The following is a 24,620-nucleotide window of genomic DNA, read 5'->3' as shown; positions in this document are numbered from 1 at the left end:
CCTGTAGCTTATGTCCGGGTTAGCCGACCGATATCACACGGTCCGACGGATTGGCAGCGTAGAGCTCCTCGATCAATTCGGTGCGATGCTCGAGCACCGCGCGCTGGTTGATCGAGCCCTTGTCGGTGACCTCGCCCTTGTCGATCGAGAGCGGCGCGTCCATCAGGATCGCGCGCGTGATCCGGGTCGAGGATCCGGTGGCTTGGCTGAGGAAACGGGTCAGGCGTTCGCGAAAAGCCTCGCGCACCAGCCGGTCGCGCGTCGCGACGACGAGATCGTCGGTCGGCAGTGTCGGGTTGATCAGCCGGCAGCCGTCGAGGTCGAGCACGACCAGCGCGGAGACCTCGTCACGGTTGATGCCGGCGATGACGACGTCACGCACCAGCGGTGCGCAGGCCGCTGTGAGGCGCGCGCGCAGCGGGCCGACGCTGACCCAGGTGCCGCTGGCGAGCTTGAAGTCCTCACCGACACGGCCGTCGAAATCGAAGCCTGCGTTGAGATCATCGGGGTCGGCGGGCTTGAGCGCATCACCCATCTTGTAAAATCCTTCCTCGTCGAAGGATTTCGCGCTGATGTCGGGCTGACGCCAGTAGCCGGGCATGACATTCGGCCCCTTGGCGCGCACTTCCAGCTTGCCGTTGTTCGGCACCAGCTTGGCGTCATTGCCTGATACCGGCAATCCGACATGGCCGGAGCGGCTGGTGCGCGGATTGACCGACATGAAGAACGGCGCGGTCTCGGTCGCCCCCAGGCCGGTCAGCATCGGCACCCGATAGCCTTTTTCCTTCACCGCGAGCTCGTCGAGGCTGTCCCAGATGAAGGGCGACAGCGCGGCGCCCGAGAAGAACATCGCGTGCAGGCGGTCGAAGAACTTTGCGCGCAGGCCCTGATCATCGCGCAAATAGGGCAGCAGCGATTCATAGCCCTTCGGCACGTTGAAATAGACTGTCGGCGAAATCTCCTGGAGATTGCGCACGGTCTCCTCGATGCCGCCGGGCATCGGCTTGCCGGCGTCCAGATACATCGAGCCGCCATTGTAGAGCGTCAGCCCGATATTGTGGTTGCCGCCAAAAGTGTGATTCCAGGGCAGCCAGTCGATGATGACGGGCGGCTCGTCCTTGAGGAAGGCGAGCGTCTCGCGCAGCATCACCTGGTTGGCGCAGATCATGCGCTGGGTGTTGATGACGGCCTTGGGATTGCCGGTCGAGCCCGAGGTCAGCAGGAATTTTGCGATCGTGTCGGGGCCGATCCTACCGTGGACCTCGTCGAGATCGCTGCGGATCGGCGTCGCCATGAGGTCGGCGAGCAGGGTGACGTCGCGGCCCGGCACGTGGCCGTAGGACGCCGCGATCTCGGTGCCGAGCGAGACGTTGGCGGCGAGCGCATCGGCGAACTTGTCGGCATCCTCGGCGAAGACCAGGCCGGGCGTCAGCAGCTTCATCAGATAGGACAGCTTGCCGTAATCCTTCGACACCAGCGAATAGGCCGGCGACACCGGGCAGAACGGAATGCCGGCATAGAACGCGCCGAAGGCGAGCAGGGCGTGGTCGATCGAGTTGCCGGAGAGGATGACGACCGGCCGCTCCGCCGACAGGCCGCGCGCGATCAGGCTGGATGCGATGTGACGGCTCGCGACCAGCAGCTCGGCGTAAGTGATCTTGCGCCAGCCGCGGCCGCCTTCGCGCTCTGCCATGAAGACGCGGTCCGGCGTGGTGTTGGCCCAGTGATGCAGGCGGTCGGTGAGGCGAACCGGATAATCGCCGAGCGGCTGCTTCGGCCGCAGGTAGATCGTGCCGTCGTCGCGGCGTTCGATGTCGACGACGGGGTCGCCGAACGAGATGGGCCGCAGCGGGAAAGTGCTCGCGCCGCGCTCCATGCTGGAAGAGGACGGCTGCGCGCTCATGACTTGGGCTTTACCTTTGCGGTCTTGTGTTCGAGGAACTCACGGATCCGGCGCTTTGCCTCCTTGTCGCTCTGGGCGACGGTCGCCATCAGCGATTCCATCAAGAGACCCGTTTGAGGATTGGCCTCCGCGATCATCGGCAGCGCCTGGAGCACGGCGAAATTCGTCAGCGGCGCGTTGGAGGCGACCTTGGTCGCGAGCTCCATTGCCTTGCCCAGCCCGTTGCCGGCCTCGGTGACATATTGCGCAAAGCCGTAGGAGGCGCCTTCGGTCGCGCTATAGACGCGGCCCGTCAGCATCATGTCCATCATCCGGGCGACGCCGATCAATCGCGGCAGCCGCACCGAGCCGCCGCCGCCGACGAAGATGCCGCGCTGTCCCTCCGGCAGCGCGAAATAGGTCGAGGGCTCGGCGACGCGGATATGCGCCGAGCACGCAAGCTCCAGCCCGCCGCCGATCACGGCGCCCTTCAGCGCCGCGATCACGGGGACGCGGCTGTACTGGATGCGGTCGAACACCCGGTGCCACATCTGGGAATGGAGCAGGCCGCCGGTCGCGTCATGCTCGGTCAGCTCGGACAGGTCGAGGCCGCTGGAGAAATGGTCGCCGATGCCGTGGATGACGACCGCGCCGATATCCTCGGGCAGGGACGCAAAACACTCGCCGATTTCCAGGATGATGCCGTCGTTGAGCGCATTGCGCTTGGCCGGCCGGTTCAGACCCACGGTCAGAACCCGGTCCGCCCTCTCGATCCTCAATAGCCCGGAGGCGCCCGCGTCAGCGGTCTCGGCGTTTCCCTGTGTCATTTGCGTCCTTATAAGAATAGTTATGTTGTATAACGAATTCGGCGGGAGTCAATATAGAGCCGGGCGGCGATCCTCACATTCGGTTCGTCCCGGCGAAAGCCGGGACCCATACTCCCGGAGGGGAATTTGGCGAAGATTGGTCGTTTGGTACCCCGACCGCCGGAATCGACAGATCACGCGGTATGGGTCCCGGCTTTCGCCGGGACGACGAGCGGGGAGCGTTGAGAGGCCGCCGCCCTTCACATCACCTGATGCACGTCGATCACGACGCGATCCGCATGGCGCGCGGCTGAGCCGACGAAGATGTGCTGCATCAGCCAGCGATAGTTCTCGTGCCCGGTCTCGAACCGCGGCACGGTGCGGAAATAGATCAGCTTGGGATCGACTGGCTCGCCGCGCTTGAGCTTCTGCAGCAGTTCGACCGACCCGAATCGCATGCCCTTGTTCTCGACATAGACAATGGCGCCGTCGTCGGTCTCGAAGGCGTACTTCGCCTCCAGGTCGATCAGTTCGTTGGGGCGGATGGTCTGGAAGTCGGCCCCGAACGGCAGCACCTTGCCATTGATCGCGCCTTTCACCTCGCCGCCGATGATCGGGATGATGCGGCGAACGCCGATGCCGGTCTCGCCGGCGGTGACGACCTCGCCGATGCGCGCGGTGATGGTGAAAGCGTATTTTGTCTCGAGCGTCGGTGTCGTCATCGCTTCACCCTGTCAATTCGCCATCATCCGCGTCGGCAGCCAGGTCGCCAGCAGCGGGAAGGCGATCAGGATCACGAGGCGGATCAGGTCGGTGACCACGAACGGAATCACGCCCTTGAAGATCGTGGAGAAGGACACGTCCTTCACCACGCTCTTGATGACGAAGACGTTCATTCCCACAGGCGGGTGGATCAGGCCGAGCTCGACGGTCATGACGATGATGACGCCGAACCAGATCGGGTCGAAGCCGAGATGCGTGATCACGGGGAAGATGATCGGCACGGTGAGGATGATCATCGCCATGGCGTCCATCAGGCAACCGAGCACGAGGTACATCACCATGATCAGCGCCAGCACGCCGTAGCTGCCGAGACCGAGGCCGGTGAGGAATTCGGTCACCTTCTGCGGCGTCTGCGTCACCGTCAGGAAATAGCCGAAGATCAGCGCGCCGATCAGCACGGTGAAGACGGCGGCCGCGGTGCGCGTCGCCTGCAGCAGCGAGGCCAGGATCTTCTCGCGGTCGAGCCGGCCCGTCAGCACGCCGATGATGAACGCGCCGGCGGCGCCGACGCCGCCCGCCTCCGTCGGCGTGAAGCGCGGCAAATAGGGCAGGCCGTAGAGGCCGCCGATCACGAAGATGAACAGCAGCACCGGCGCCCAGATCTCCTTCAGGCCGGCAAAGCGCTCGCGCCACGGCGTCACCTTGCCCTTGGGCAGGAAGTCGGGCCGGAAATAACCGATCAGGAAGATCGTGATCATGTACATGCTCATCGCGAGCAGACCCGGGATGATGCCGGCGATGAAGAGCTTTCCGATGTCCTGCTCGGTGATGATGCCGTAGACCGCGAGTACGGTCGAGGGCGGCAGCATCGCGCCCAGCGTGCCGCCGGCGGCGATCACGCCGGTGGCGAACGATTGCGGATAGCCGAAGCGGCGCATCTCCGGGTAGGCGACGGCGGAGAACGTCGCGGCGGTCGCGACCGACGAGCCGCAGATCGCGGCAAAGCCGCCGCAGGCCCCGACGGTGGCGATGCCGAGCCCGCCGCGCAAATGTCCGACGAAACCGTTGGCGGCGCGGAACAGCTCGCGGCTCATGCCGGAGTTGGACACGAACGAGCCCATCAGCAGGAACATCGGGATGACGCCGAAGGTGTAATCGGTCACCGTGCGCATCGAGGTCTGGCCGACCAGCTTCAGGGCGGCCGTGCCGTTGACGAGATAGGCGAAACCGGACACGCCGACGAGGCCCATGGCCATGCCGACGGGCACGCGCAGCAGCATCAGGACAAACAGGGAAACGAAGCCGAGAACGGCGACGGCATCGGTGCTCATGATTACTCCGTCGCCTTCAATTTGGGATCGTGCATGTCTTCGGGATGGAAGATCAGGCGGTAGGTGCGGATCGCGATCAGCAGCACGGCGCAGACGTCGCCGACCCAGGCGATCGCGAAGAACGGCCAGGTCGGCATGTGCATGTCGAAGGTCAGGACATTGTCGTTGTAGGTGCCGCGCACCTTGTCGAACAGCGTCCAGGTCTGCACGGTCACGACGAACAGCAGCACCAGGGTCGCGAACACGTCGATCCAGCGCTGATGGCGCGGCCCGACATTGCCCCAGACCAGGTCCACCGTGATATGGGTGCCGCGATAGGAGGTCGCGGCGATGCCCCAGAAGATGAGGATGCCGAGCAGCATGCGGCCAATGTCGAACGAATCGGGGATCGAATAATTCAGCGTGTTGCGCAAGAGCACCGACAGGAAGATGTCGAGCGCGACGATGCCGACGAAGCCGGCCGCGATCCATTCGATCGTGTCGATGACGCGGTCCATCCAGGAGCGCTTCATGGGGAAAAGGGTCCTTCCGACGAGTTCGAGGTGTGCCCGCGATGGAGCTGCGCTCCCTCCCCCGCTTGCGGGGGAGGGGTGGGGAGAGGGTGCTTCCACGATCGAGAACCCCCCAAGGAGGGAGCCCTCACCCGGCGCGCGGGACGATGCTTCGCATCGCCCGGATGCGCCGACCTCTCCCGCAAGCGGGAGAGGTGCCGCGAGTGTGCCGCAGCCCGCCGTTACTCCGCCAGCGCGTTGTACTTCTTCAGCGAAGCCTTCAGCTCCGTCAGCGCGGCGTCCGGATCGGCTCCGGCCTTCTTGGCGCCGTCACTCCAGGTCTTCACCAGCGGCTCGGACGCCTTCTTCCAGGCGGCGGTCTGTTCGGGTGTCAGCTTGTAGACCTCGTGGCCGGATTCCGCCTTCACCTTGTCGATGCCGGCATCCTCGAACTTGCCCCAGTGCTCGCCGACCACGCCCGCCATCTCGACCGAGCAGTTCTTGTCGATCGCGGCCTTCTGCTTGTCGGACATCGCGTTGTACTTGTCCTTGTTGATCACGAACACGAAGGTCGTGGTGTAGAGCGGCGCCTCCATGTCGTATTTGGTCACCTTGTCGATGCCAAACAGCACGAGGGAGCCCCAGGGGAAGGTGACACCGTCGGCGACGCCGCGCTCGATGATGTCGCGCACCTCGGGCGCCGAGGACTGCACGTTGGTGCCGCCGAGCGATGTCACGAAGTTCGCCATGGTGGCGTGCGCCGGGCGGATCTTCAAGCCCTTGACGTCCTCAGGCAGCACGATCTTCTTGCTCTTGGAATGGAAGGAGGAGGGCGAGTGGACGAAGGCGAGACAGTATTTGACGTCCTTCATCTCCTTCTCGGCATATTTGCGATACCAGGCGTCCAGCCCCATCGAGCCGCCCTTGGCGTCCGAGATCAGGAACGGCAGCTCGCCGGCGCCGACGATCGGGAAGCGGCCGGGCTGGTAGCCGGGATTGACATAGGTGACGTCGGCGATGCCGTCGCGCGCCATGTCGTAATGGTCGAACGCCTTGCCGAGCTGCTGGGCCGGAAACACCTTGCCCTTGATGGTGCCGCCGGAATCCTTCTCGACCGCGGCGGCCCAGTCTTCCAGCGATTTCTGCAGCGGATGCGAAGCCGGCACCCAGTGCGAGATCTTCAAATCGAAGGTCTTGTCCTGCGCGAAAGCGGGCGTCACGCTTGCGGCCAGCAGCAAAGCCAGACAGGCTTTCCTCATCACACGTCTCTCCCTGTTGTCGACGGCGGGCTTCGTTGGCCCGGTCTCGTTAATTAACATGTTATCTAAATGGCGGACGCGTTCAAGCCGGAACTGGCGCGCACTTCGCCGCGCCGTCTGCGTCAGCCATGCTGCATGGATTTGTCGCTGCCCGGCGACGGCCCTCCCCTTTTGCCCAACCGTTATATGATATAATTATCGTGCGCGGAGCAATGCGACAAGCGAGCCGCGAGGAAAGCCTACCGGATCGGAAGGAGCAAGTATTGCGGACAAAAGTCGCAATCATCGGGGCCGGACCGGCCGGATTGTTGCTTGGGCAACTGCTGCACGCCTACGGCATCGACAATGTCATTCTGGAGCGGCAGAGCCCGGATTACGTGCTCGGCCGCATCCGCGCCGGTCTGCTGGAGGAGGGAACCGTCGCGCTGCTCGACCAGATCGGCGCCGGTGCGCGGGCACATGCCGAAGGCCTGGTGCATGAAGGCATCGAGCTCGCCTTTTCCGGCCGCCGTCACCGCATCGACATGAAGGCGGCGACCGGCAAGACGGTCATGATCTACGGCCAGACCGAGGTCACGCTCGACCTGATGAACGCGCGTAAAGCGGCCGGTCTCGTCTCGGTCTACGAGGCCAGGGACGTGCAGCCGCATGATTTCGACGGCAGTCACCCGCGCGTGACCTGGGTCAAGGACGGCGTCACCCACGAGATCGACTGCGATTTCATCGCCGGCTGCGACGGCTTCCACGGCGTCAGCCGCGCCAGCGTCCCGGCCGGGGCGATCGAGGAGTTCGAGCGGGTCTATCCGTTCGGCTGGCTCGGCATTTTGTCGGATACGCCGCCGGTCAGCGATGAGCTGATCTACTCCAACCACGCCCGCGGCTTTGCGCTTTGCACCATGCGCTCGACCAGGCGCAGCCGCTACTATGTGCAGTGTTCGCTCGACGACCATGTCGACCAATGGCCGGACGACCGCTTCTGGGACGAATTGAAGCGCCGGCTCGACCAGGAGGCGGCCGACAGCCTCGTCACGGGCCCGTCGATCGAGAAGAGCATTGCGCCCCTGCGCAGCTTCGTCGCCGAGCCGATGCGCTTCGGCAAGCTGTTCCTGTGCGGCGACGCCGCCCACATCGTGCCGCCGACCGGCGCCAAGGGCCTGAACCTTGCTGCCAGCGATGCCCATTATCTGTCGAGCGGCTTACGCGAATTCTACGACGAGAAATCAAGCGCCGGGATCGACGCCTATTCCGCCACGGCGCTGGCGCGGGTCTGGAAGGCTGTGCGCTTCTCCTGGTGGATGACCTCGATGCTGCACAAATTCCCCGACACCGGCAGCATCGGCGCCCGCATCCAGCTCGCCGAGCTCGACTACGTCACGCAGTCGCAGGCGGCGATGACGTCGCTGTCGGAGAATTACGTGGGGTTGCCGTTCTAGGGCGGTGAAGTTGGTGCCGTAGGGTGGGTTAGCCCTGCGATTGCGCGAAGCGCAATCGCTTGGCGTAACCCACCTCTTCTGCTTCCGCGGATACAGACGGTGGTGGATTACGCCTTCGGCTAACCCACCCTACGGCCTTTGCTTGCGATAACGACACCGCCCATTTCAAACACCCGCGCAAATGCCGTTTAAAACTTTGTAGGCGGTGAAACCGTCATCCACATCGCGTTCAATGGCGGCAGCCACACACACGCGAGACCGCCATGACCTCCACCGACATCCCCGCCGGCTTCGAGCCGCTGTTCCGCAAGAGCCCTCTCACCGAGCCCTGGGAGCCGCTTTACTCGAAGAACACCGACAAAGCCGTCATCATCGGCCTGCGGCTGGCAAGACCCCATACCAACGGCCGCGGCCTGATCCACGGCGGCCTCATCACGGCGCTCGCCGACAACGCCATGGGCTATAGCTGCGCGCTGGTGACGAACTGGACCACGTCGTTCGTGACGGTCTCGCTCTCGGTCGATTTCGTCGGCTCCGCCGAGATCGGCCAGTGGTGTTCGATCGAGAGCGACGTGATCAAGACCGGCAAGACGATCTGTTTCGCGCAGTGCCTGATCAAGGCCGACGACGCCGTGATCGCAAGGGCGAGCGGCACGTTCCGCGTGGTGCCGAAGAAGGGGTGATCTCTCCGTGTCCCGGACGCGCTGCAGCGTGCAACGCTGCTGCGCAGAGCCGGGACCCATGTCTCGACATGGCACCCTGCCGCCTTCTGGGCCCCGGCTCAGCATCGCATCACTGCGTGCTGCGATGCGTCCGGGGCACGCCTACCCAAACCTCCACTCCGCCGTCTCCGCCACGAGATCGACGAACGCGCGCACCTTGGCCGAGAGCAGCCGCGAGGTCGGGTAGACGATGTGGATCGGCAGCGCTGGCTGCTCGTATGTCGCTAGCACGATTTTCAGCCGTCCGCGCTTCAGCCCCTCGGCGGCTTGATAGGCCAGCACGCGCGTCACCCCGCCGCCGGCCTCGGCGTATTGCAGGGCGGCGTCGGCGCTGTTGCTGATGAAGCGGGGCGATGGCGTGACCTCGATGTCGCGGCCGTCCTGGACGAAGTGCCAGCTGGCGAAGGGCCCGAACTGAATGGTCTGGTGTTCGAGCAACGCCTCCGGCGTCCTCGGCTCGCCGTGGCGTTTCAGATAGCCCGGCGTCGCCACCACGATCCGCCGCATCTCGCCGACCTGGCGCGCCACCAGCGAGGAATCGGCGAGATGACCGATCCGCACCGCGACATCGACGGCGTCCTCCACGAGATTGACGAGATGGTCGGACAAGCGCAATTCCCCGCCGACCTCGGGATAGCGCTTGAGATAGTCGGTCATGACCGGCCCGACATGCAGCCGGCCGAAGCCGACCGGCGCCGATACCACCAACCGTCCGCTCGGCCGGTGGCGTTCCTCCCGCGCCGAGCCGTCGGCCTCCTCGACATCGGCGAGGATGCGCCGCGCGCGCTCCAGATAGCGCGTGCCGACGTCGGTCAATCTCACCTGCCGGGTGGTCCGCTGCAGCAGCCGGGCGCCGAGATGCTCCTCGAGCGCCGCGATCAGCCGCGTTACCGCCGAGGGCGACAGGTGCAGCTTGCGCGCCGCCGGCGCAAAGCCGCGCAGATCGGCAACGGTGACGAAGACGTGCATGGCTTCGAGGCGGTCCATCTCATTATTGCATATATTGCAACGATGAAGTGTCAAGCGGGTAGATTGTTTTGACCGGCGAAAGGTCCATTTTAGCGGGCGAAGACGCAGCGATGCGCCGGAATTAGGAGACGTTCCGATGACGACAGCAGCCCACACCTATGCCAGCGACGTGGCTTTCACCCCCGCGGTGAAGGAAATCCAGGCGCGCAAGGGCTCGCGCGAGGCCTATGGCCGCGTCGAGCAGCGCGGCTGGCGCACCGAGGTCGATGAAAACCTCGAGGCGTTCCTGACGGAGGCCAACAGCTTTTACTTCGCCACCGCATCGGCGGACGGCCAGCCTTACATCCAGCACCGCGGCGGCCCGAAGGGCTTCCTCAAGATCCTCGACAAGCAGACGCTCGCCTTTGCCGACTATGCCGGCAACCAGCAGTTCATCACCCAGGGCAACCTCTCGGAGAATCCCAAGGCCTATATCTTCGTGATGGACTACGCCCATCGCCGCCGGGTGAAGATCTGGGGCGAGGCGCGCGCCGTCGAGGACGACGAAGCGCTGACCACGTCGCTGATGCCGAAGGGCTACCGCGCGCGGCCGGAGCAGGTGATCCTGTTCAAGATCGCAGCCTGGGACACCAACTGCCCGCAGCATATTCCGCAGAAGTTCGATGCGGGCGATGTGGCGGCGGCGCTGGCGGCGAGGGATGCGCGGATTGCGGAACTGGAGGCGGAGGTGGCGGCATTGAAGCGGGAGAAGGCGGCGGGGTGAGCGGCCCTCTTCGCCTCTCCCCGTACCCACTGGTGTCATGCCCCGCGAAGGCGGGGCATCCAGTACGCCGAGGCATCTCGGTTCGAGCACAGCCGCCTCTGGAATACTGGATCGTCGGCACCAGTGCGCAAGCGCGCACAAGGCGGACGATGACGGATGAATTCGCGGGAAGGTCTCGGACCTAAATCGCACTCGTGCCTTCATGCTGGAAGCCGAGATAGCTCGCCGCGACGCGCTCGTTCGCCGCGATGTCGCTCGCCTTGCCGGAGAGCACGAACTCGCCGAGCTCCATCACATAGGCCTGGTCCGCGATCTTCAGCGCGGCCTGCGCGTTCTGCTCGACCAGCAGCACGGAGACGCCGCTGGCGCGGAGCTCAGTGACGATGCGGAAGATGTCGGCGACGATGATCGGGGCAAGGCCGAGGCTCGGCTCGTCCAGCATCAGCAGTTTCGGCTCGCCCATCAACGCACGGCCCATCGCGAGCATCTGCTGCTCGCCGCCGGAGAGCGTGCCGGCGAACTGCTTGCGCCGTTCCTTCAGCCGCGGAAACAGCGTGTAGACCCGCTCCATCGAGGCCTTCGCCTTGCTCCGCTCGATGCGGAAGGCGCCGAGCTCGAGATTGTCCTCGACATTCATGGTCACGAACAATTCGCGGTGCTCCGGGACGAGGCCGAGCCCCATCGCGACGCGGTCCTCGATGTCGAGCCGGGCGAGATCCTGGCCGGCAAAAGTGACCCGGCCTTTCAGCGGCAGGATGCCCATGATGGCGGAGAGCAGCGTGGTCTTGCCGGCGCCGTTGGCGCCGACGATGGTGACGATCTCATTCGCGCCGACCTCGAGCGAGACCGAGCGCACCGCCTCGACCTTGCCATAGGCGACATGGGCGTCGGTGACCGACAACAGCGCGCTCATGCCGCCACTCCGAGATAGGCCTTGATCACTTCGGGATTGGTCTTGATCGTGGCGGGGGTGCCTTCGGCGATCTTGGTGCCGAAATCGAGCACCACGATGCGGTCGGCGAGGTTCATCACGAAGCCCATGTCGTGCTCGACCAGGAGGACGCTCATGCCGCCGTCGCGCAAGTCCCGCAGCAGCTTGGCGAGCTGCTGCTTTTCCATGTGGCGCAGGCCGGCGGCCGGTTCGTCGAGCAGCAGCAGCATCGGATCGACGCAGAGCGCGCGGGCGATCTCGACGATGCGCTGCTGGCCAAGCGAGAGGCTGCCTGCAAGCTGATGCATCTGGTCGGCAAGGCCGACACGCTCGATCTGGCGGGCGGCCTCCGCGAGCAGTTTGGCCTCGTCGGCGCGGTCGAGCCGCAGCATCGAGGCGATCGGCCCGGAATGGCCGCGCAGATGCGCGCCGATCGCGACGTTCTCCAGCACGGTCATGTCAGGGACCAGCTTCACGTGCTGGAAGGTCCTGCTGATGCCGAGCTTGACGATCTCCTGCGGCGGCGCCTTGTCGACCTTCTTGCCGAGCACCGAGACCGAGCCTGACGTGGCCGACAGCACGCCGGTGATCAGGTTGAAGGTCGTGCTCTTGCCGGCGCCGTTCGGGCCGATCAGCGCGACGATCTCGCGTGCCTGGACGTCGAAGGAGACGTTGTTGACGGCGACCACGCCGCCGAACTGCTTTCGCGCCTTGTCGACCTGGAGCAGGATGTTGGACTCGCCGGGCGCGCGCGGACGTTGCTCCAGCTTCAGCGAGGTGTCCGGCTTCTTGCCGCTGGTCCGCTCCGGCAGGAACGACATCAGCCAGGGCCAGAGGCCGCCGGGCGCAAGTTGCAACAGCGCCACCAGCATGATGCCGAACACGATGGTCTCGACCTGTCCGGAGCCGGGCAGGATCAGCGGCAAATAGCTCTGCAGCACCTCTTTCAGGACCACGACGATCGCCGCGCCCAGGACCCCGCCCCAGACATAGCCGGCGCCGCCGACCACCGCGATGAAGAGATATTCGATGCCGGCTTGTGCGCCGAACGGCGTCGGGTTCACCGCGCGCTGGAGATGCGCGTAGAGCCAACCCGAGAGGCCGGCGAGCACCGCGGCATGGATGAACACCAGCAATTTGGCACGCGGCGTGTGCACGCCGAACGCCTCGGCTGCGACATGGCCGCGGCGCAGCGCACGGATGGCGCGGCCGGTGCGGGAATCCAAGAGGTTCATCGTCAGGAGCGCCGAGAGGATCACGGCGACCCAGATCGCGTAATAGATCGAGCCGGGCGAGAGCATCTTGAACGTGCCGATCGACAGCGGCGGGATCGCCGAGATGCCGTCGTTACGACCGAGAAACTCCAGCTTGCTGAAGAGATAGAACAGTCCGAGCCCCCAGGCGAGCGTGCCGAGCGGCAGATAATGGCCGGAGAGGCGGACGGTGATCAGCCCGAGCAGCACCGCCAGCGATCCGCTGACCAATAGCGACAGCGGCAGCGTCAGCCAGGGCGACAGGCCGTAGGCCGTCGACAGCACCGCGGTGGTGTAGGCGCCGAAGCCGACGAAGGCTGCCTGTCCGAACGAGGTCAGGCCGCCGACGCCGGTCAGCAGCACGAGGCCCATCGCGACGAGGGCCGCGAGGCCGATATTGTCGAGCAGCACGATCCAGAACGGCGGCATGCCGGGGACAAACGGGATCGCGGCCATGACGGCTGCGAAGACGATGATGGGAAGGCGGCTCTGCATTTCAGCCTCAGTCCTTCTCTTCTTCGACGGCGGGCGCGGCGAGCGAGCGCAGCAGCAGCACGGGGATCAGCAGCATGAAAACGATCACCTCCTTGTAGTTGGAGGCATAGAAGGACGAGAACGCCTCGACGAGGCCGACGACCAGCGCCGCGACGGCGGTGAGGGGATAGCTGACGAGGCCGCCGATGATCGCGGCGACGAAGCCCTTCAGGCCGATCAGGAAGCCGCTGTCATAGTAGAGCGTCGTGATCGGCACGATCATGATGCCCGACAACGCGCCGATGACGGATGCCAGCAGAAAGGCGATCTGCCCCGACAGCGTGGTGCGGATGCCGGCGAGCCGCGCCCCTAACCGGTTCACGGCGGTTGCGCGCAGCGCCTTGCCGTAAAGTGTCAGGCCGAAGAACAGCCAGAGCCCAACGATGAAGGCGATGGTGATGCCGTAGACGGTGAGGCTCTGGCCGGTGAAGCGCAGTGCGCCGGCGGTGAAGGAACCGGACAGCACGGCAGGTCCGCGCTGGCCTTCGGCGCCGAAGAACAGCAGGCCCAGTCCCTGCAGCGCCAGGTGGACGCCCACGGATGCGATCAGCAACACCAGCACGGAGGTGTGGGCCAGCGGCTGGAATGCGACGCGGTAGAGATAGAGGCCGATCATCGCCACGATCACCAGCGACAGCGCGATTGAGACCGCGACCGGCGGCTTCTGGCCGGCGAAGTACACCGTCAGCGCCAGCACGATGGCCGGCAGCACGATATTGGTGAGGACGCTGCGCACGATCAGGCGGCCGTGCAGCGCCTTGCGTGCGACGAACAGGTCGAAGGCGAAGGCGCCGATGCCCAGCGCCAGCGCGAGCTTGGCCGTGCCCGGCATCTGGCCCGCGGCCAGCGAGGCATAGGTCAGCGCGCCGTAGGTGACGAATTCGCCCTGGGGAATGAGGATGACGCGGGTGACGGCGAACACCAGCACGAGCGCCAGGCCGAGCAGCGCATAGATCGCGCCATTGGTGATGCCGTCCTGCACCAGGAACAGCATGATGGTGGTATTCAAGACCGGACGCTCCCCCTAAAGATTACGGACCGGTCCCCGCGATTGTGGTGGACGGTCCGCTCACAGCCATTGAAAAACGCATGCGATATTTGATATGGTCCATAACAATTATCAAATATAACTTCAAGGGCGGGAACGATCCCTCCCGAATTTAGCGGGAATACGAGCACGAGGCGATGACCGTTTCCAAAGCCGCTGAAAAGTCCTCCGAAAAGCCTGCCGACACGGCCAAGGGCCGCAAGGACGCGGCCGAGGTGCAGAGTCAGGGGGCTGGCGAAGCGCTCCAGCTCGGCGAGCTCTCGGAGCAGCTCGGTTACGTGCTGAAGCGGGCGCAGCTCAAGGTGTTCGAGAACTTCCTGCGCTGCATGGCCTCGCTCCAGCTCACGCCGGCGCAGTTTTCCGTGCTGCTGTTGGTCGAGAAGAACCCGGGCCGTAACCAGACCGAGATCGCCTCCACCCTCGGCATCCTCAGGCCGAACTTCGTGGCCATGCTCGACAATCTCGAGAGCCGCGACCTATGCGCGCGGATCCGCTCCACCAACGACCGCCGCTCGCACATCCTGGTGCTGACCGACAAGGGCAAGGCGGTGCTGGCCCGCGCCAAGAAGCTCGTCGCCACCAAGCACGAGGCCCGGCTGAACGAGCTGCTCGGGCAGGCCAACCGCGAAGCCCTCATCGCGATGCTCGCGAAGGTCGCGAACGAGTTCTAGGGAATCAGGCAGGCGCCGGTTACGCCGCGGCGAACCGGTCGGGCAGGGCCGGCGCGTCCGCGCCTAGGAAACGGCGTTCGATCTCTGCAGCGGGCAGGGGGCGGCTGAACAGATAGCCCTGCATTTCCGTGCAGCCCTCCGCCGCGATCCGTTCCCGCTGTTCGTCGGTTTCGACGCCCTCGGCCGTGGTCGTCATGCCCATCCCGCGCGCCAGCGCCGCCACCGCCCGCACGATGCTGAGAGACCCCGCATCGTTTCCGACGCCGCTGACGAACGACCGGTCGATCTTGATCTTGTCGAAGGGGAAGCACTGCAGATAGGTCAGTGACGAATAGCCGGTTCCGAAATCGTCCATGGCGATCCTGATGCCGAGCGCGCGGAGCTGGTGCAGCGTCGCCAGCGTCGCGTTCCGGTCCTGCAGCAGAACGCTTTCCGTGATCTCGATCTCGAGCCGCCGCGGGTCGAGCCCGGAAGCCGCCAGCGCGCCCACGATCACATCGGTCAGGCCCGGCTGACGGAACTGCACCGCCGAGATGTTGACGGCGACGTGCAGATGACCCGGCCACCGGCTCGCGGTGGCGCAGGCCTGCCGGATCACCCATTCTCCGATCGGCACGATCAGGCCGATCTCTTCGGCAAGCGGGATGAAGCTGCTCGGCGCGACCAGTCCGCGCCGTGGATGTCGCCAGCGGATCAGGGCTTCGAACCCGCAGATCACGCGGCCGCAGGTCTTGACGATCGGCTGGTAGTGCAGCTCGAACTCGCCTGCCGCAAGGCCCTCGCGCAAATCCTGCTCCAGCGCACGGCGGCCCTGCGCCTCTGCGTCCATGGCCGGTTCGAAGAAGCGGTGCACGCCGCGGCCGTCGCTCTTGGCGCGATACAAGGCGAGGTCGGCATTGTGCAGGAGTTGCTCGGGCGTCGACCCGTCGCCCGGCGCAATGGCGATCCCGATGCTCGCGCTCGCAACCGCCTGGTGTCCGTCGAGCCCGAACGGTGCGCTCAGCTTGCTCACGACATCACGCGCCAGCAGGTCCGCCTCGTTCCGGTCGGAAATCGGCGTCTGGAGGATCACGAATTCATCGCCGCCCATGCGCGCGACGGTGTCGCTGCCTCGCACCAGCTGGCTGAGGCGGCGGGCGACGTCCTGCAGCAGGGTGTCGCCGGCCTGATGGCCCAGCGTGTCGTTGACCGCCTTGAACTTGTCGAGGTCGATGTGGTGGACCGCGAACATCCCGCCCTGTTCGAGCACCTGCTTGAGGCGCTGGCCGAACAGGACGCGATTGGCGAGGTCCGTCAGCGCGTCGTGATGCGCCATGTGCGCGATCTGCAATTCCGCCTTGCGTTGCTCGGTGATGTCTTCGTGGGTCGCGACCCAGCCGAGGTCGGGCATCGGCCGATGCCTGATCTTGAAGGTGCGCCCGTTGCGCATCTCGACGATGCTGTCGGTGGCTTCGGCCGAGGTTGCGACGCTCGTCCGCCATGTGGCGTATTCCTCCCGCGTCATCGCCGGCACGCTCTCGACCTCGAAGCGCAGGTCCAGGATCTCCTGGAGCGGCGTGCCCGGACGAACGCGGTCGGGCGGCAGGCCGTACATGTCGACATAGTGCGAATTGCAGACCAGCAGCCGATGGTCGGCGTCGAAGAAGCAGAGCCCGTGCGACATGTTATTGATCGCGATGTCGAACTGGAGATTGCGCTCCTTCAGCTGCGCACTGAGCTCCTCGCGCTCGGTAATGTCCTCATGGGTCGCCATGCCGCCGCCGCCGGGCAGGGGATGGATGGTGTAGGCGATGATCCTTCCGTCGGCGAATTGCTGGACGTTCTGCTCGCTGGCGACCGCGCCTTCCGTGCGGGCGCGGACATAGGCGCCGGCTTCGCCGCGGATGTTCAGGCCCAGTTTGAGCCGATGCTCGATCAGGTCCTTGATCGGTGTGCCCGGGCCCACCTGCTCGGGCGCGAGCGCGTACATCTCCCTGTAGCGCGGATTGCAGAAGATGACCTTGCGGTCGCTGCCGAAGAGGATGATCCCGAGCCACAGATTATTGGCGGCGCAGGTCAGCAGCTCGCCGAGCGCGAGCGGGTCAGTGCCTGCGACCTCCTGATCTCTATCCGCCATGCGTGTTGTCCCCGGACCAACGCGGATTAGAGCAGGCGGTGATGCATGAACCCAACGATTTGCCGGGCTCCGAGCCACATTCCTGAAACTGCGGCGAATGCGAGGTTAAGGGCGGGGCGGCGATCACGGAAATAGCGGCGCCGGGCTCAAGACACCGTTAACTATGCGGGCGCGAGAACGCCCGCCCAGCCTACGGCCATCGATGTCCGGCGTCAGTCGACGAGGATCACCCTGATGTCATTCACGTTGGTCAGTGTCGGGCCGGGCAGCAGCAGGTCGCCGGTCGCCTCGAAGAACGCAGTGGCGTCGTTGTTGTCCAGGTACGCTTGCGGCTGAAGTCCCTGCGCCTTCATCTTTGCGAACGTCGCCGCGTCGATCAGTGCCCCGGCGGGGTCGGTGGGGTTGCCGGCGCCGCCATCGGCGCCGTCGGTGTCGCCGGCCAGCGCCGAGATGTCGGGCGTGTCCTTCAATAACGACGCCAGCGCCAGCGCGTATTCCTGGTTCGGCCCGCCGCGCCCATTGCCGCGCACGGTCACCGTGAGCTCGCCGCCGGAGAGGATCGCAAGGCGCTTGCCTTGCGCGCGCGCTTGCAGAGCCAGCCTGGCGTGAGCGGCGGCCACCTCGCGCGCCTCGCCCTCGAGGTCGGCGCCGAGGTCGATGGTCTCGTAACCGGACTCGCGCGCGAGCTTCACCGCGGCGTCGAGCGACTGCTTGGGCCGCGCGATCAATTCGAAATGCGCGCGCGCGAAGGCGGCATCGCCGGGTTTGCAGCTTTCATTGGCGGGATCGTCGAGCGCGCGGCGCACGGCATCGTCGATGTCGAGCCTGTATTTCGCGACGATGGCGCGCGCATCGGCCAGCGTGGTCGGATCAGGCACGGTCGGGCCGGAGGCGATCGCGGAAGCGTCGTCATGCGGCACGTCCGAGATCGCGAGCGTCACGATCCCGGCGGCATTCTTGCCGGCGCGCGCCAGCCGGCCGCCCTTGATCCGCGACAGATGCTTCCTGACGACATTCATCTCGCCGATCGGCGCGCCCGAGCGCAGCAGCGCCTTGTTGACCGCCTGCTTCTGCGCGAAGCTGGTGCCGTCGCTGGGCGCGATCCAGTTCGCCGAGCCGCCGCCGGTGAGCAGCACCAGCAGCAGATCGTCCGGCCCGGCCTCGCCTGCGAGCGCGAGCGTGTCGGCCGCGCCCTTGAGGCCAGCCTCATCCGGCACGGGATGGCCGGCCTCGACCACGCGGATGCGGCGCGTCGGCACGCCGTAGCCGTGACGCGTGGTGGCGATGCCGACGAGCCGCTCCGGCGCCAGCTTGAGCGTGTCGAGATAATGCCGCTCGGCCGCCGCGGCCATGGCGCCCGCGCCCTTGCCGGCGGCGAGGCAGATCACGCGTCCTCTTGGCGCGGGCCCCAAATGCGGCGCCAGCACCACATTGGGATGGGCGGCGGCAACAGCGGCGTCGTAGAGCGCGCGGAGCAGGGGACGTCGGTCGGTCATGACGATGGCCTTCGGCAGACGGAACAAACTGGCGACACACGCCGCCGTTCACCTGCCTAGCGCATCGGCGGCCAAAGCGTAAGCCGGCTGTGTCATCATTCGAATATGCAATCGCGTGATCATAATCGCCGCGTAGCAAAAAGCCCTCCGCGATGATCTCGCGGAGGGCCCTTTTGAACATTGCGATCCGGCTGGAGGCTAGCCGCCGGCGTCAGCGCTGATGACGTCGCCGAACAGATCCCACTTCTCGCCCTTGAACTTCATGAGCTGAAGCGAGCTGATCGGTGCGAAGTCGTTCGCGCCGGTGTTGATCTTGATGCCGGGCAGCAGCACCTCGGTGCGGAAGTCCTTCAGGCTCGCCGCCTGCTTCATGACGTTCTCGCGCGTGAGATTGTCGCCGCACTTCTTCAGCGCTTCCACCAGCGTCTGCGCCACGCCGTAACCGACGATGGTGCCGCCGTCGAGCTTGTCACCTTCAGGGAAGTATTTCGTCATGAACTCCAGGAAACCCTTCATGCCGGGGTCGTCCTTCCACTGAGGATCCGACACGTCCTTCAGGTAGGCAGCCGAAATGATGTCCTGCGAATTCTCGAAGCCGGCGGGCTTGATCACGCTGCCGACCGAGGCCGAGACATTGTTGAGGAAGTGGGTCGGCTTCCAGCCGATTTCGGAGATCTTCTTGATCGCCTGCGCCGCGAACTTCGGCGTGGTGATGTTGATGAAGACGTCGGCGCCGGTCGCCTTCAGCTTCACGATGTGGTTGTCGATCGTCGGTTCGGAGGTCTCGTAGCTTTCCTCCAGCACGATCATGCTCGCGGCCTTGGCGCCGAGCCCGTCTTTCAGGCCTTTCAGGTAGTCCTTGCCGTAATCGTCGTTCTGGTAGAGCACGCCGATCTTGGCATTCGGCATCTCCTTCAGGATGTATTTCGCGTAGATCTGCGTCTCGCTCTGGTAATTGGGCTGCCAGCCCATGGTCCAGGGGAAGTTCTGCGGATCGTTCCATTTGGTGGCGCCGGTCGCGACGAACAGCTGCGGCACCTTCTTCGAGTTCATGTATTTCTGAATGGCCGAGTTCGGCGGCGTGCCGAGTGAATTGAAGATCAGCAGAACCTCGTCGCTCTCGACCAGCTTGCGTGCCTGCTCAACCGTCTTCGGCGGCGAATAGGCGTCGTCGTAGGAGACGAAATTGATCTTGCGGCCGTTGATGCCGCCCTCTTCGTTGATCTTCTTGAAATAGGCGGCTTCGGTCCGCCCGATGATGCCGTAGGCGGAGGCCGGTCCGCTGTAGGGCATGATGTTGCCGATCTTGATCTCGGTATCGGTCGCGCCGGTATCGTATTTCTTCTGGGCCAATGCGGTGGAGGCCGAGGCCGCAACGAGCGCAAGCGCCAGTGACGCGGCCGCAAGTTTGCCGGTGACAGCGGGCATTCCTATCTCCCTATTTTCTTGGTGTGTGCGCCCCTTTTCTTGTCTCGGTTTTCTTGGCGACGCTGCCGCAATTCAATACGATTTGGCCGATGCCTTCAACAGAAAGCCCCCGCGATGGCGTCGCAGGGGCTGCGTCTTTAGTAGTCAGGGGCGGCCGGCTCTCGTGTGCGACTGCGAGAAGGTCCGGCTGTCTTGAGTTGTTTAACCAATCCGGGAGCGATTTTGGGTTGCGTCGCTTCAGTGGCCCATCTCGCTCGAGATGATGTCGCCGAACGGCTCCCATTTCCGGCCCTTGAAGCGCATCATCTGCAGCTGCTCGATCGGGGCGAAATTGTCCGGCGCGGTGTTGATCCTGATGCCGGGCAGCAGCGTGTCGGGCTCGAAATCCTTCAAGGAGGCTGCCTGCTTCATCACGTTCTCGCGGGTGAGGTCGTCGCCGCACATCTGCAGCACCTTCACCATGGTCTGCGCGGCGGCATAGCCGAACACGACGCCGGCATCGAGCTTGTTGGCCTTGGGATCATATTGCGCGAGGAAGTTATAGAATTTCTTCATGCCGTCGTCGGCATTCCACTGCGGATCGGAGCCGTCCTTGGTGTAGCTCGCCGACAGCAGGCCTTGCGAGATCTCCAGGCCCGCCGGCTCGATCACGCCGCCGACGGAGGCCGAGACGTTGGAGACGATGTGGACCGGATGCCAGTTGATCTCCGCCGCCTTCTTAATCGCCTGCGCGGCGAATTTCGGCGTGGTGATGCTGATGAACACGTCGGCGCCCGAGGCCTTCAGCTTCACGACGCGCTCGTCGATCGCCGGCTCCGACGTGTCGTAGCTGTCTTCCAGCACGATCATCGAGGCCTTGGGCCCGAGGCCATCCTTCAGCCCCTTCAGATAGTCCTTGCCGAAATCGTCGTTCTGGTAGAGCACGCCGATCTTTCCGTCCGGCCTCTCCTTCATGATGTACTTGGCGTAGATGCGCGCTTCGCTCGCGTAGCTCGGCTGCCAGCCCATGGTCCAGGGATATTGCCGGGGATCGTTCCACTTCGAGGCGCCGCTCGCCACGAACAATTGCGGCACCTTCTTCTCGTTCATGTATTTGCGGATGGCGCCGTTGGTGGAGGTGCCGAGCGAGCCGAAGATCAGCAGCACCCCGTCGCTCTCGACCAGCTTGCGCGCCTGCTCCACCGTCTTCGGCGGCGAATAGGCGTCGTCATAGGAGATGAACTTGATCTTGCGCCCGTTGATGCCGCCCTCGGCATTGACCTTGCGGAAGTAGGCTTCCTCGGCCTTGCCGATCGCGGCGTAGGCCGAGGCCGGGCCGCTATAGGGCATGATGTTGCCTATTCTGATCTCGGTATCGGATGCGCCGGTGTCGTATGTCTTCTGTGCCAGTGCCTGGCTGCTCATCGCAGTGCACAAAGCGAGCGCGGTCCAGAGGGCCGCAACCTGAAAACGAACGGCGGACATTGTTCTCCTACCCCGAGTTGGATCGGCGCCGCATTGAACAAGATTGGCGCCTGCCGTCAACAAAAAGCCCCCGCGATCGTTCGCGGGGGCTCTTGAGGGCCGGACTATTGCGTCAGCACGTCACTCGGAGGCGACGTCGCCGCTGATGATCTCGCCGAACAGTTCCCACTTCTCACCCTTGAAGCGCTGCATCTGCAGCTGCGCAATCGGAGCGAAGTCGGTGGCGCTGGTGTTGATCTTGACGCCGGGCAGGAGCGTATCCGGCGCAAAATCCTTCAGCGAAGCCGCCTGCTTCATGAGATTGGCGCGGGTGAGATCGTCACCGCACATCTCCAGGACCTTGGCCAGCGTGGAGGCCGCGCCGTAGCCATAGACCATGCTGGTGTCGGACTTGTCGGCGCCCGGCATGTACTTGTCGACGAACTCGTTCCACCTCTTCATGCCGGGGTCGTTGGCCCACTGCGGATCGGTGGAGTCCTTGGCATAAGCGGCCGACAGCACGCCCTGTGCATTCTCGAAGCCGGCAGGCTTCATCACGCTGCCGACCGAGATCGAGACGTTGGTGAGGATCTGGAGCGGCTTCCAGCTGAGCTCTGCCGTCTTCTTGATGGTCTGGGCGGCGAACTTGGGCGTCGCATAGATCAGCAGCACGTCGGGATTGGCGGCCTTGATCTTGACGATATGGCCGTCGATCGACGGCTCGGACACCTCATAGCTCTCTTCCATGATGATCATGGACGCGCCCTTGGCGCCGAGACCGTCCTTGGTGCCCTTGAGGTAGTCTTTGCCGAAATCGTCGTTCTGATAGAGGATCGCGACCTTGGCGTCGGGCTTCTCCTTCATCAGCCATTTCGCGTAGATCTGGGCTTCGCTCTGGTAGGAAGGCTGCCAGCCGATGGTCCAGGGAAAGTTCTTCGGATCGTTCCACTTGGTGGCGCCGGTGGCGACGAACAGCTGCGGGATCTTCTTGGCGTTGAGGTACTTCTGGATCGCGCTGTTCGAGGGCGTGCCGAGCGGATTGAACACGGCCAGCACCTCGTCGCTCTCGACCAGCTTGCGGACCTGCTCGACGGCCTTCGGCGGCGAATAGCCGTCGTCATAGGTGACGAAGTTGATCTTGCGGCCGTTGATGCCGCCCTTGTCGTTGATCATCTTGAAGTAGGCTTCCTCGGTCTTGCCGATGATGCCGTAGGCCGATGCCGGACCGCTGTACGGCATGATGTTGCCGACCTTGATCTCGGTGTCACTCGCGCCGGTGTCGTATTTCTTTTGGGCGAGTGCTGCGCCGGAGGTGAGAGTGATGGCCGCCGTTGCCGTGACCAGCGCGGCGGCTCGCAGTGTTCTTCCAAAATGCAATTCGGTCTCCTTGCTTAATTTAACGGGACTTCAGTTCTTTTTGAGCTTGCCGACGAATTGCTGGCCCAGGATCGCGATCTGCCTTGCGCCGTGCGGCACGAGGTAGATGACGAGGAACAGCAGCACGCCGAACACGGCGCCGGAGAGGCCCTTGGAAATGCTCTCCGCCATGTTCGGTACGAAGATGATGAAGGCCGCACCGACGAACGAGCCGGGCAGCCAGCCGACGCCGCCGACGACCATGCCGAGGAACAGCGAGATCGCCAGCGTGATGGTGTAGCTGTCGGGCGCCACGAACTGCACGGCGATGGCGCCGAGCGAGCCCGCAACGCCGGTGATGCCGGCGGAGACGCCGAAAGCCAGCGTCTTGTACAGCGCGACGTTGACACCCATTGAGGAGGCCGCGATCTCGTTGTCGCGGATCGCCATGAAGGCGCGGCCCGAGCGGGACCGCAGCAGGTTCACCGCGAAGATGTAGATCGCGATCACGACCACGAGCGTGAAGTAGTACAGCCACATGTCCTGCGACATCGGCAGCCCGAACGGTGCGTCCGGCTTGGTGACGACGAGGCCCTGCACGCCGCCGGTCCAGTGCTCGAGGAAGTTCAACTTGAGCAATTGGGGCATCGCGGTCGCGAGGGCGAAGGTCGCGAGCGCGAGATAGACGCCGGAGAGTCGCAGCGCCGGCTGCCCGAACAGGAAGCCGAAGCCGAAGCAGACCACGCCGGCGACCGGCAGGGTCAGCGCGTAGTTGATGTTGAAGTGCTCCATCAGCACCGCGGTCGTATAGGCGCCGACGGCGTAGAAAGCGCTCTGGCCGAGCGAGAACTGGCCCGAGCCGCCGGTCAGGATGTTCAGCGCCAGCACCGCGAGCCCGTAGATCAGGAGCATCGTCATCTGGAAGATGATGAAGTTCTTGACGAAGAGGGGCATGATGAGCAGCGCCGCGAGCACCACCAGCGAGGTGCCGGTACCCAGCGTCATGGCCCGCTTCGGAACGGCCTCGACCGCCTGGTGGCCTTCTGCAACGACTTCTTCTGCAGCGCTCATGATCAAACTCGCTTGACGATATGCCGACCGAACAGGCCGGCGGGTTTGACGACCAGGACGGAGATGATCAGCGCGAGCGCGATCGGGAGTTTCAGCTCGTTGCCGACGCCGGGGATGTAGGTGCCGGCGAGGTTCTCGAAGATGCCGACCAGGAAGCCGCCGACCACGGCGCCGAACGGGCTGGTCAGTCCGCCGAGCACCGCCGCGGCAAAGCCGTAGATCAGCACGCCGCCCATCATGTTGGGCTCGAGGAACACGACCGGAGCGATCAGCATGCCGGCGATCGAGCCGATCGCGGCTGCCATGCCCCAGCCGAGCGCGATCATCCAGGAGGTGTTGATGCCGACCAGGCGGGCCGATTCAGGCACCGAGGCGGCGGCCCGCATGGCGAGGCCGATCCGCGTGTACTGGAAGAAGAAGTAGAGCCCGATCAGCAGCAGCACCGTGACGCCGATCATGCCGGCCTGGTGGGTCGAGATCAGCTGGCTCCCGAGGAACGGGGCGGAGCCGAACGGGGTCGGGTACTGCTTGATGGTGAAGTCCCAGATCAAGCCGGCCGAGGAGTTGATGATCGCGAACAGCGCGATGAAGCCGGCGACGTTGGTCAGCACCGGCGCCTTTGCCAGCGGCTTGAACAGGATCCGCTCGATCGCGATACCGGCGACGAAGGAGAAGGCCAGCGTGATCACGAAGGCAGCCCAATAGGGCACGCCCCATTGCATCAACTGCCAGGAGATGAAGGTCGAGAACATCGCCATCTCGCCCTGCGCGAAGTTGAGATGGTCGATGGCCTGGTAGATCATGACCACGGCGAGCGCCATGCAGGCGTAGATCGCGCCCGTGGCAATGCCGGCCAGGACCTGGTTGGTGAACAGCTCCATTGTCCCGGCTCCC

The 24,620-nt window shown here is 64.6% G+C and carries 21 protein-coding genes; 4 read left to right on the top strand and 17 right to left on the bottom strand.

The genetic code is table 11. The features are described from left to right. Positions 1 to 19 precede the first annotated feature (19 nt). From AABA84_RS26190 to AABA84_RS26165, 6 genes are all read right to left on the bottom strand, one after another. The gene (locus AABA84_RS26190; protein WP_338313614.1) at positions 20 to 1,903 is read right to left on the bottom strand and encodes a feruloyl-CoA synthase; all 1,884 of its coding nucleotides are present in this window, start codon (positions 1,901 to 1,903) and stop codon (positions 20 to 22) included. Beyond that, positions 1,900 to 2,709 carry a crotonase/enoyl-CoA hydratase family protein gene (locus AABA84_RS26185; protein ID WP_028142148.1) on the bottom strand — a complete coding sequence of 270 codons (810 nt, stop codon included), beginning with the start codon at positions 2,707 to 2,709 and terminating at the stop codon, positions 1,900 to 1,902. The genes AABA84_RS26190 and AABA84_RS26185 overlap by 4 nt, the downstream gene beginning before the upstream one ends. A 239-nt stretch (positions 2,710 to 2,948) precedes the next feature. Continuing rightward, entirely contained in the window at positions 2,949 to 3,410 is a 462-nt protein-coding gene (locus AABA84_RS26180) for a DUF3237 domain-containing protein (protein WP_338313613.1), read from the bottom strand. A 12-nt stretch (positions 3,411 to 3,422) separates the two neighbouring features. Continuing rightward, positions 3,423 to 4,742: a TRAP transporter large permease gene (locus AABA84_RS26175; RefSeq protein ID WP_212245655.1), complete on the bottom strand. Its 1,320-nt coding sequence runs from the start codon at positions 4,740 to 4,742 to the stop codon at positions 3,423 to 3,425. 2 nt (positions 4,743 to 4,744) lie between these two features. Beyond that, entirely contained in the window at positions 4,745 to 5,254 is a 510-nt protein-coding gene (locus AABA84_RS26170) for a TRAP transporter small permease (RefSeq protein ID WP_212245647.1), read from the bottom strand. Between the two features lie 221 nt (positions 5,255 to 5,475). Then, positions 5,476 to 6,492, bottom strand: a complete 1,017-nt coding sequence (locus tag AABA84_RS26165; RefSeq protein WP_338305684.1) for a TRAP transporter substrate-binding protein — start codon at positions 6,490 to 6,492, stop codon at positions 5,476 to 5,478. Positions 6,493 to 6,755: 263 nt separating this feature from the next. Here AABA84_RS26165 and pobA point away from each other — a divergent pair, with 263 nt between their 5' ends. Both pobA and AABA84_RS26155 read left to right on the top strand, forming a co-directional pair. Further along, the gene (gene pobA, locus AABA84_RS26160) at positions 6,756 to 7,925 is read left to right on the top strand and encodes a 4-hydroxybenzoate 3-monooxygenase (protein ID WP_338313612.1); all 1,170 of its coding nucleotides are present in this window, start codon (positions 6,756 to 6,758) and stop codon (positions 7,923 to 7,925) included. A 263-nt stretch (positions 7,926 to 8,188) separates the two neighbouring features. Next, on the top strand, positions 8,189 to 8,608 hold the full coding sequence (locus tag AABA84_RS26155) for a PaaI family thioesterase (protein WP_212245641.1): 420 nt from the start codon (positions 8,189 to 8,191) through the stop codon (positions 8,606 to 8,608). 141 nt (positions 8,609 to 8,749) lie between these two features. On the opposite strand, the gene AABA84_RS26150 is transcribed toward AABA84_RS26155, so the two are convergent. Then, complete coding sequence (locus AABA84_RS26150) at positions 8,750 to 9,634, bottom strand: LysR family transcriptional regulator (protein ID WP_212245640.1); 885 nt, start codon at positions 9,632 to 9,634, stop codon at positions 8,750 to 8,752. A gap of 118 nt (positions 9,635 to 9,752) precedes the next feature. Between AABA84_RS26150 and AABA84_RS26145 the strand changes: the two genes are divergently transcribed. After that, positions 9,753 to 10,379: a pyridoxamine 5'-phosphate oxidase family protein gene (locus tag AABA84_RS26145; RefSeq protein WP_338313611.1), complete on the top strand. Its 627-nt coding sequence runs from the start codon at positions 9,753 to 9,755 to the stop codon at positions 10,377 to 10,379. A gap of 181 nt (positions 10,380 to 10,560) precedes the next feature. Here AABA84_RS26145 and AABA84_RS26140 read toward each other — a convergent pair whose 3' ends face one another. From AABA84_RS26140 to AABA84_RS26130, 3 genes are read right to left on the bottom strand one after another with little or no spacing between them, the layout of a single operon-like run. Beyond that, entirely contained in the window at positions 10,561 to 11,292 is a 732-nt protein-coding gene (locus tag AABA84_RS26140; RefSeq protein ID WP_212245633.1) for an ABC transporter ATP-binding protein, read from the bottom strand. Next, positions 11,289 to 13,058: a branched-chain amino acid ABC transporter ATP-binding protein/permease gene (locus tag AABA84_RS26135; protein ID WP_338313610.1), complete on the bottom strand. Its 1,770-nt coding sequence runs from the start codon at positions 13,056 to 13,058 to the stop codon at positions 11,289 to 11,291. Before AABA84_RS26135 ends, AABA84_RS26140 begins: the two co-directional genes overlap by 4 nt. A gap of 7 nt (positions 13,059 to 13,065) precedes the next feature. After that, positions 13,066 to 14,106, bottom strand: coding sequence for a branched-chain amino acid ABC transporter permease (locus AABA84_RS26130; protein WP_212245631.1), 1,041 nt, complete (start codon positions 14,104 to 14,106; stop codon positions 13,066 to 13,068). A gap of 176 nt (positions 14,107 to 14,282) precedes the next feature. Between AABA84_RS26130 and AABA84_RS26125 the strand changes: the two genes are divergently transcribed. Continuing rightward, positions 14,283 to 14,816: a MarR family winged helix-turn-helix transcriptional regulator gene (locus AABA84_RS26125; RefSeq protein ID WP_212245630.1), complete on the top strand. Its 534-nt coding sequence runs from the start codon at positions 14,283 to 14,285 to the stop codon at positions 14,814 to 14,816. Positions 14,817 to 14,835: 19 nt separating this feature from the next. On the opposite strand, the gene AABA84_RS26120 is transcribed toward AABA84_RS26125, so the two are convergent. The 7 genes from AABA84_RS26120 to AABA84_RS26090 all read right to left on the bottom strand — a co-directional run bounded on the left by AABA84_RS26120 (position 14,836) and on the right by AABA84_RS26090 (position 24,607). Beyond that, a complete protein-coding gene (locus tag AABA84_RS26120) occupies positions 14,836 to 16,932 on the bottom strand; it encodes a putative bifunctional diguanylate cyclase/phosphodiesterase (RefSeq protein WP_338313609.1) in 2,097 nt (698 codons plus the stop codon). A 212-nt stretch (positions 16,933 to 17,144) separates the two neighbouring features. Beyond that, a complete protein-coding gene (locus tag AABA84_RS26115; protein ID WP_212245626.1) occupies positions 17,145 to 18,428 on the bottom strand; it encodes a glycerate kinase type-2 family protein in 1,284 nt (427 codons plus the stop codon). Between the two features lie 198 nt (positions 18,429 to 18,626). Continuing rightward, the gene (locus AABA84_RS26110; protein WP_212245625.1) at positions 18,627 to 19,856 is read right to left on the bottom strand and encodes an ABC transporter substrate-binding protein; all 1,230 of its coding nucleotides are present in this window, start codon (positions 19,854 to 19,856) and stop codon (positions 18,627 to 18,629) included. A gap of 237 nt (positions 19,857 to 20,093) precedes the next feature. Continuing rightward, entirely contained in the window at positions 20,094 to 21,320 is a 1,227-nt protein-coding gene (locus AABA84_RS26105; RefSeq protein ID WP_338313608.1) for an ABC transporter substrate-binding protein, read from the bottom strand. Between the two features lie 120 nt (positions 21,321 to 21,440). After that, positions 21,441 to 22,676 carry an ABC transporter substrate-binding protein gene (locus tag AABA84_RS26100; RefSeq protein WP_212245623.1) on the bottom strand — a complete coding sequence of 412 codons (1,236 nt, stop codon included), beginning with the start codon at positions 22,674 to 22,676 and terminating at the stop codon, positions 21,441 to 21,443. 30 nt (positions 22,677 to 22,706) lie between these two features. Continuing rightward, complete coding sequence (locus tag AABA84_RS26095; RefSeq protein ID WP_212245621.1) at positions 22,707 to 23,726, bottom strand: branched-chain amino acid ABC transporter permease; 1,020 nt, start codon at positions 23,724 to 23,726, stop codon at positions 22,707 to 22,709. A 2-nt stretch (positions 23,727 to 23,728) separates the two neighbouring features. Continuing rightward, entirely contained in the window at positions 23,729 to 24,607 is an 879-nt protein-coding gene (locus AABA84_RS26090) for a branched-chain amino acid ABC transporter permease (protein WP_212245619.1), read from the bottom strand. Positions 24,608 to 24,620 lie beyond the last annotated feature (13 nt).

Origin of the sequence: Bradyrhizobium sp. TM239 (assembly GCF_036247985.1) — a bacterium.
Classification (GTDB): Bacteria; Pseudomonadota; Alphaproteobacteria; order Rhizobiales; family Xanthobacteraceae; genus Bradyrhizobium; species Bradyrhizobium ottawaense.
The sequence above is the reverse complement of the archived record's forward strand: the minus strand, read 5'-3'. Positions and strand labels throughout refer to the sequence as shown.

Excerpts from the sequence above, each read along its gene's own strand:
- AABA84_RS26185 (WP_028142148.1), bottom strand. The coding sequence starts at position 2,709 with ATGACACAGGGAAACGCCGAGACCGCTGACGCGGGCGCCTCCGGGCTA.
- AABA84_RS26135 (WP_338313610.1), bottom strand. The coding sequence starts at position 13,058 with ATGCAGAGCCGCCTTCCCATCATCGTCTTCGCAGCCGTCATGGCCGCG.
- AABA84_RS26170 (WP_212245647.1), bottom strand. The coding sequence starts at position 5,254 with ATGAAGCGCTCCTGGATGGACCGCGTCATCGACACGATCGAATGGATC.
- AABA84_RS26155 (WP_212245641.1), top strand. The coding sequence starts at position 8,189 with ATGACCTCCACCGACATCCCCGCCGGCTTCGAGCCGCTGTTCCGCAAG.
- AABA84_RS26110 (WP_212245625.1), bottom strand. The coding sequence starts at position 19,856 with ATGCCCGCTGTCACCGGCAAACTTGCGGCCGCGTCACTGGCGCTTGCG.
- AABA84_RS26180 (WP_338313613.1), bottom strand. The coding sequence starts at position 3,410 with ATGACGACACCGACGCTCGAGACAAAATACGCTTTCACCATCACCGCG.
- AABA84_RS26140 (WP_212245633.1), bottom strand. The coding sequence starts at position 11,292 with ATGAGCGCGCTGTTGTCGGTCACCGACGCCCATGTCGCCTATGGCAAG.
- AABA84_RS26115 (WP_212245626.1), bottom strand. The coding sequence starts at position 18,428 with ATGACCGACCGACGTCCCCTGCTCCGCGCGCTCTACGACGCCGCTGTT.
- AABA84_RS26175 (WP_212245655.1), bottom strand. The coding sequence starts at position 4,742 with ATGAGCACCGATGCCGTCGCCGTTCTCGGCTTCGTTTCCCTGTTTGTC.
- AABA84_RS26145 (WP_338313611.1), top strand. The coding sequence starts at position 9,753 with ATGACGACAGCAGCCCACACCTATGCCAGCGACGTGGCTTTCACCCCC.
- AABA84_RS26090 (WP_212245619.1), bottom strand. The coding sequence starts at position 24,607 with ATGGAGCTGTTCACCAACCAGGTCCTGGCCGGCATTGCCACGGGCGCG.
- AABA84_RS26105 (WP_338313608.1), bottom strand. The coding sequence starts at position 21,320 with ATGTCCGCCGTTCGTTTTCAGGTTGCGGCCCTCTGGACCGCGCTCGCT.
- AABA84_RS26190 (WP_338313614.1), bottom strand. The coding sequence starts at position 1,903 with ATGAGCGCGCAGCCGTCCTCTTCCAGCATGGAGCGCGGCGCGAGCACT.
- AABA84_RS26150 (WP_212245640.1), bottom strand. The coding sequence starts at position 9,634 with ATGGACCGCCTCGAAGCCATGCACGTCTTCGTCACCGTTGCCGATCTG.
- AABA84_RS26165 (WP_338305684.1), bottom strand. The coding sequence starts at position 6,492 with ATGAGGAAAGCCTGTCTGGCTTTGCTGCTGGCCGCAAGCGTGACGCCC.
- AABA84_RS26095 (WP_212245621.1), bottom strand. The coding sequence starts at position 23,726 with ATGAGCGCTGCAGAAGAAGTCGTTGCAGAAGGCCACCAGGCGGTCGAG.
- AABA84_RS26120 (WP_338313609.1), bottom strand. The coding sequence starts at position 16,932 with ATGGCGGATAGAGATCAGGAGGTCGCAGGCACTGACCCGCTCGCGCTC.
- AABA84_RS26125 (WP_212245630.1), top strand. The coding sequence starts at position 14,283 with ATGACCGTTTCCAAAGCCGCTGAAAAGTCCTCCGAAAAGCCTGCCGAC.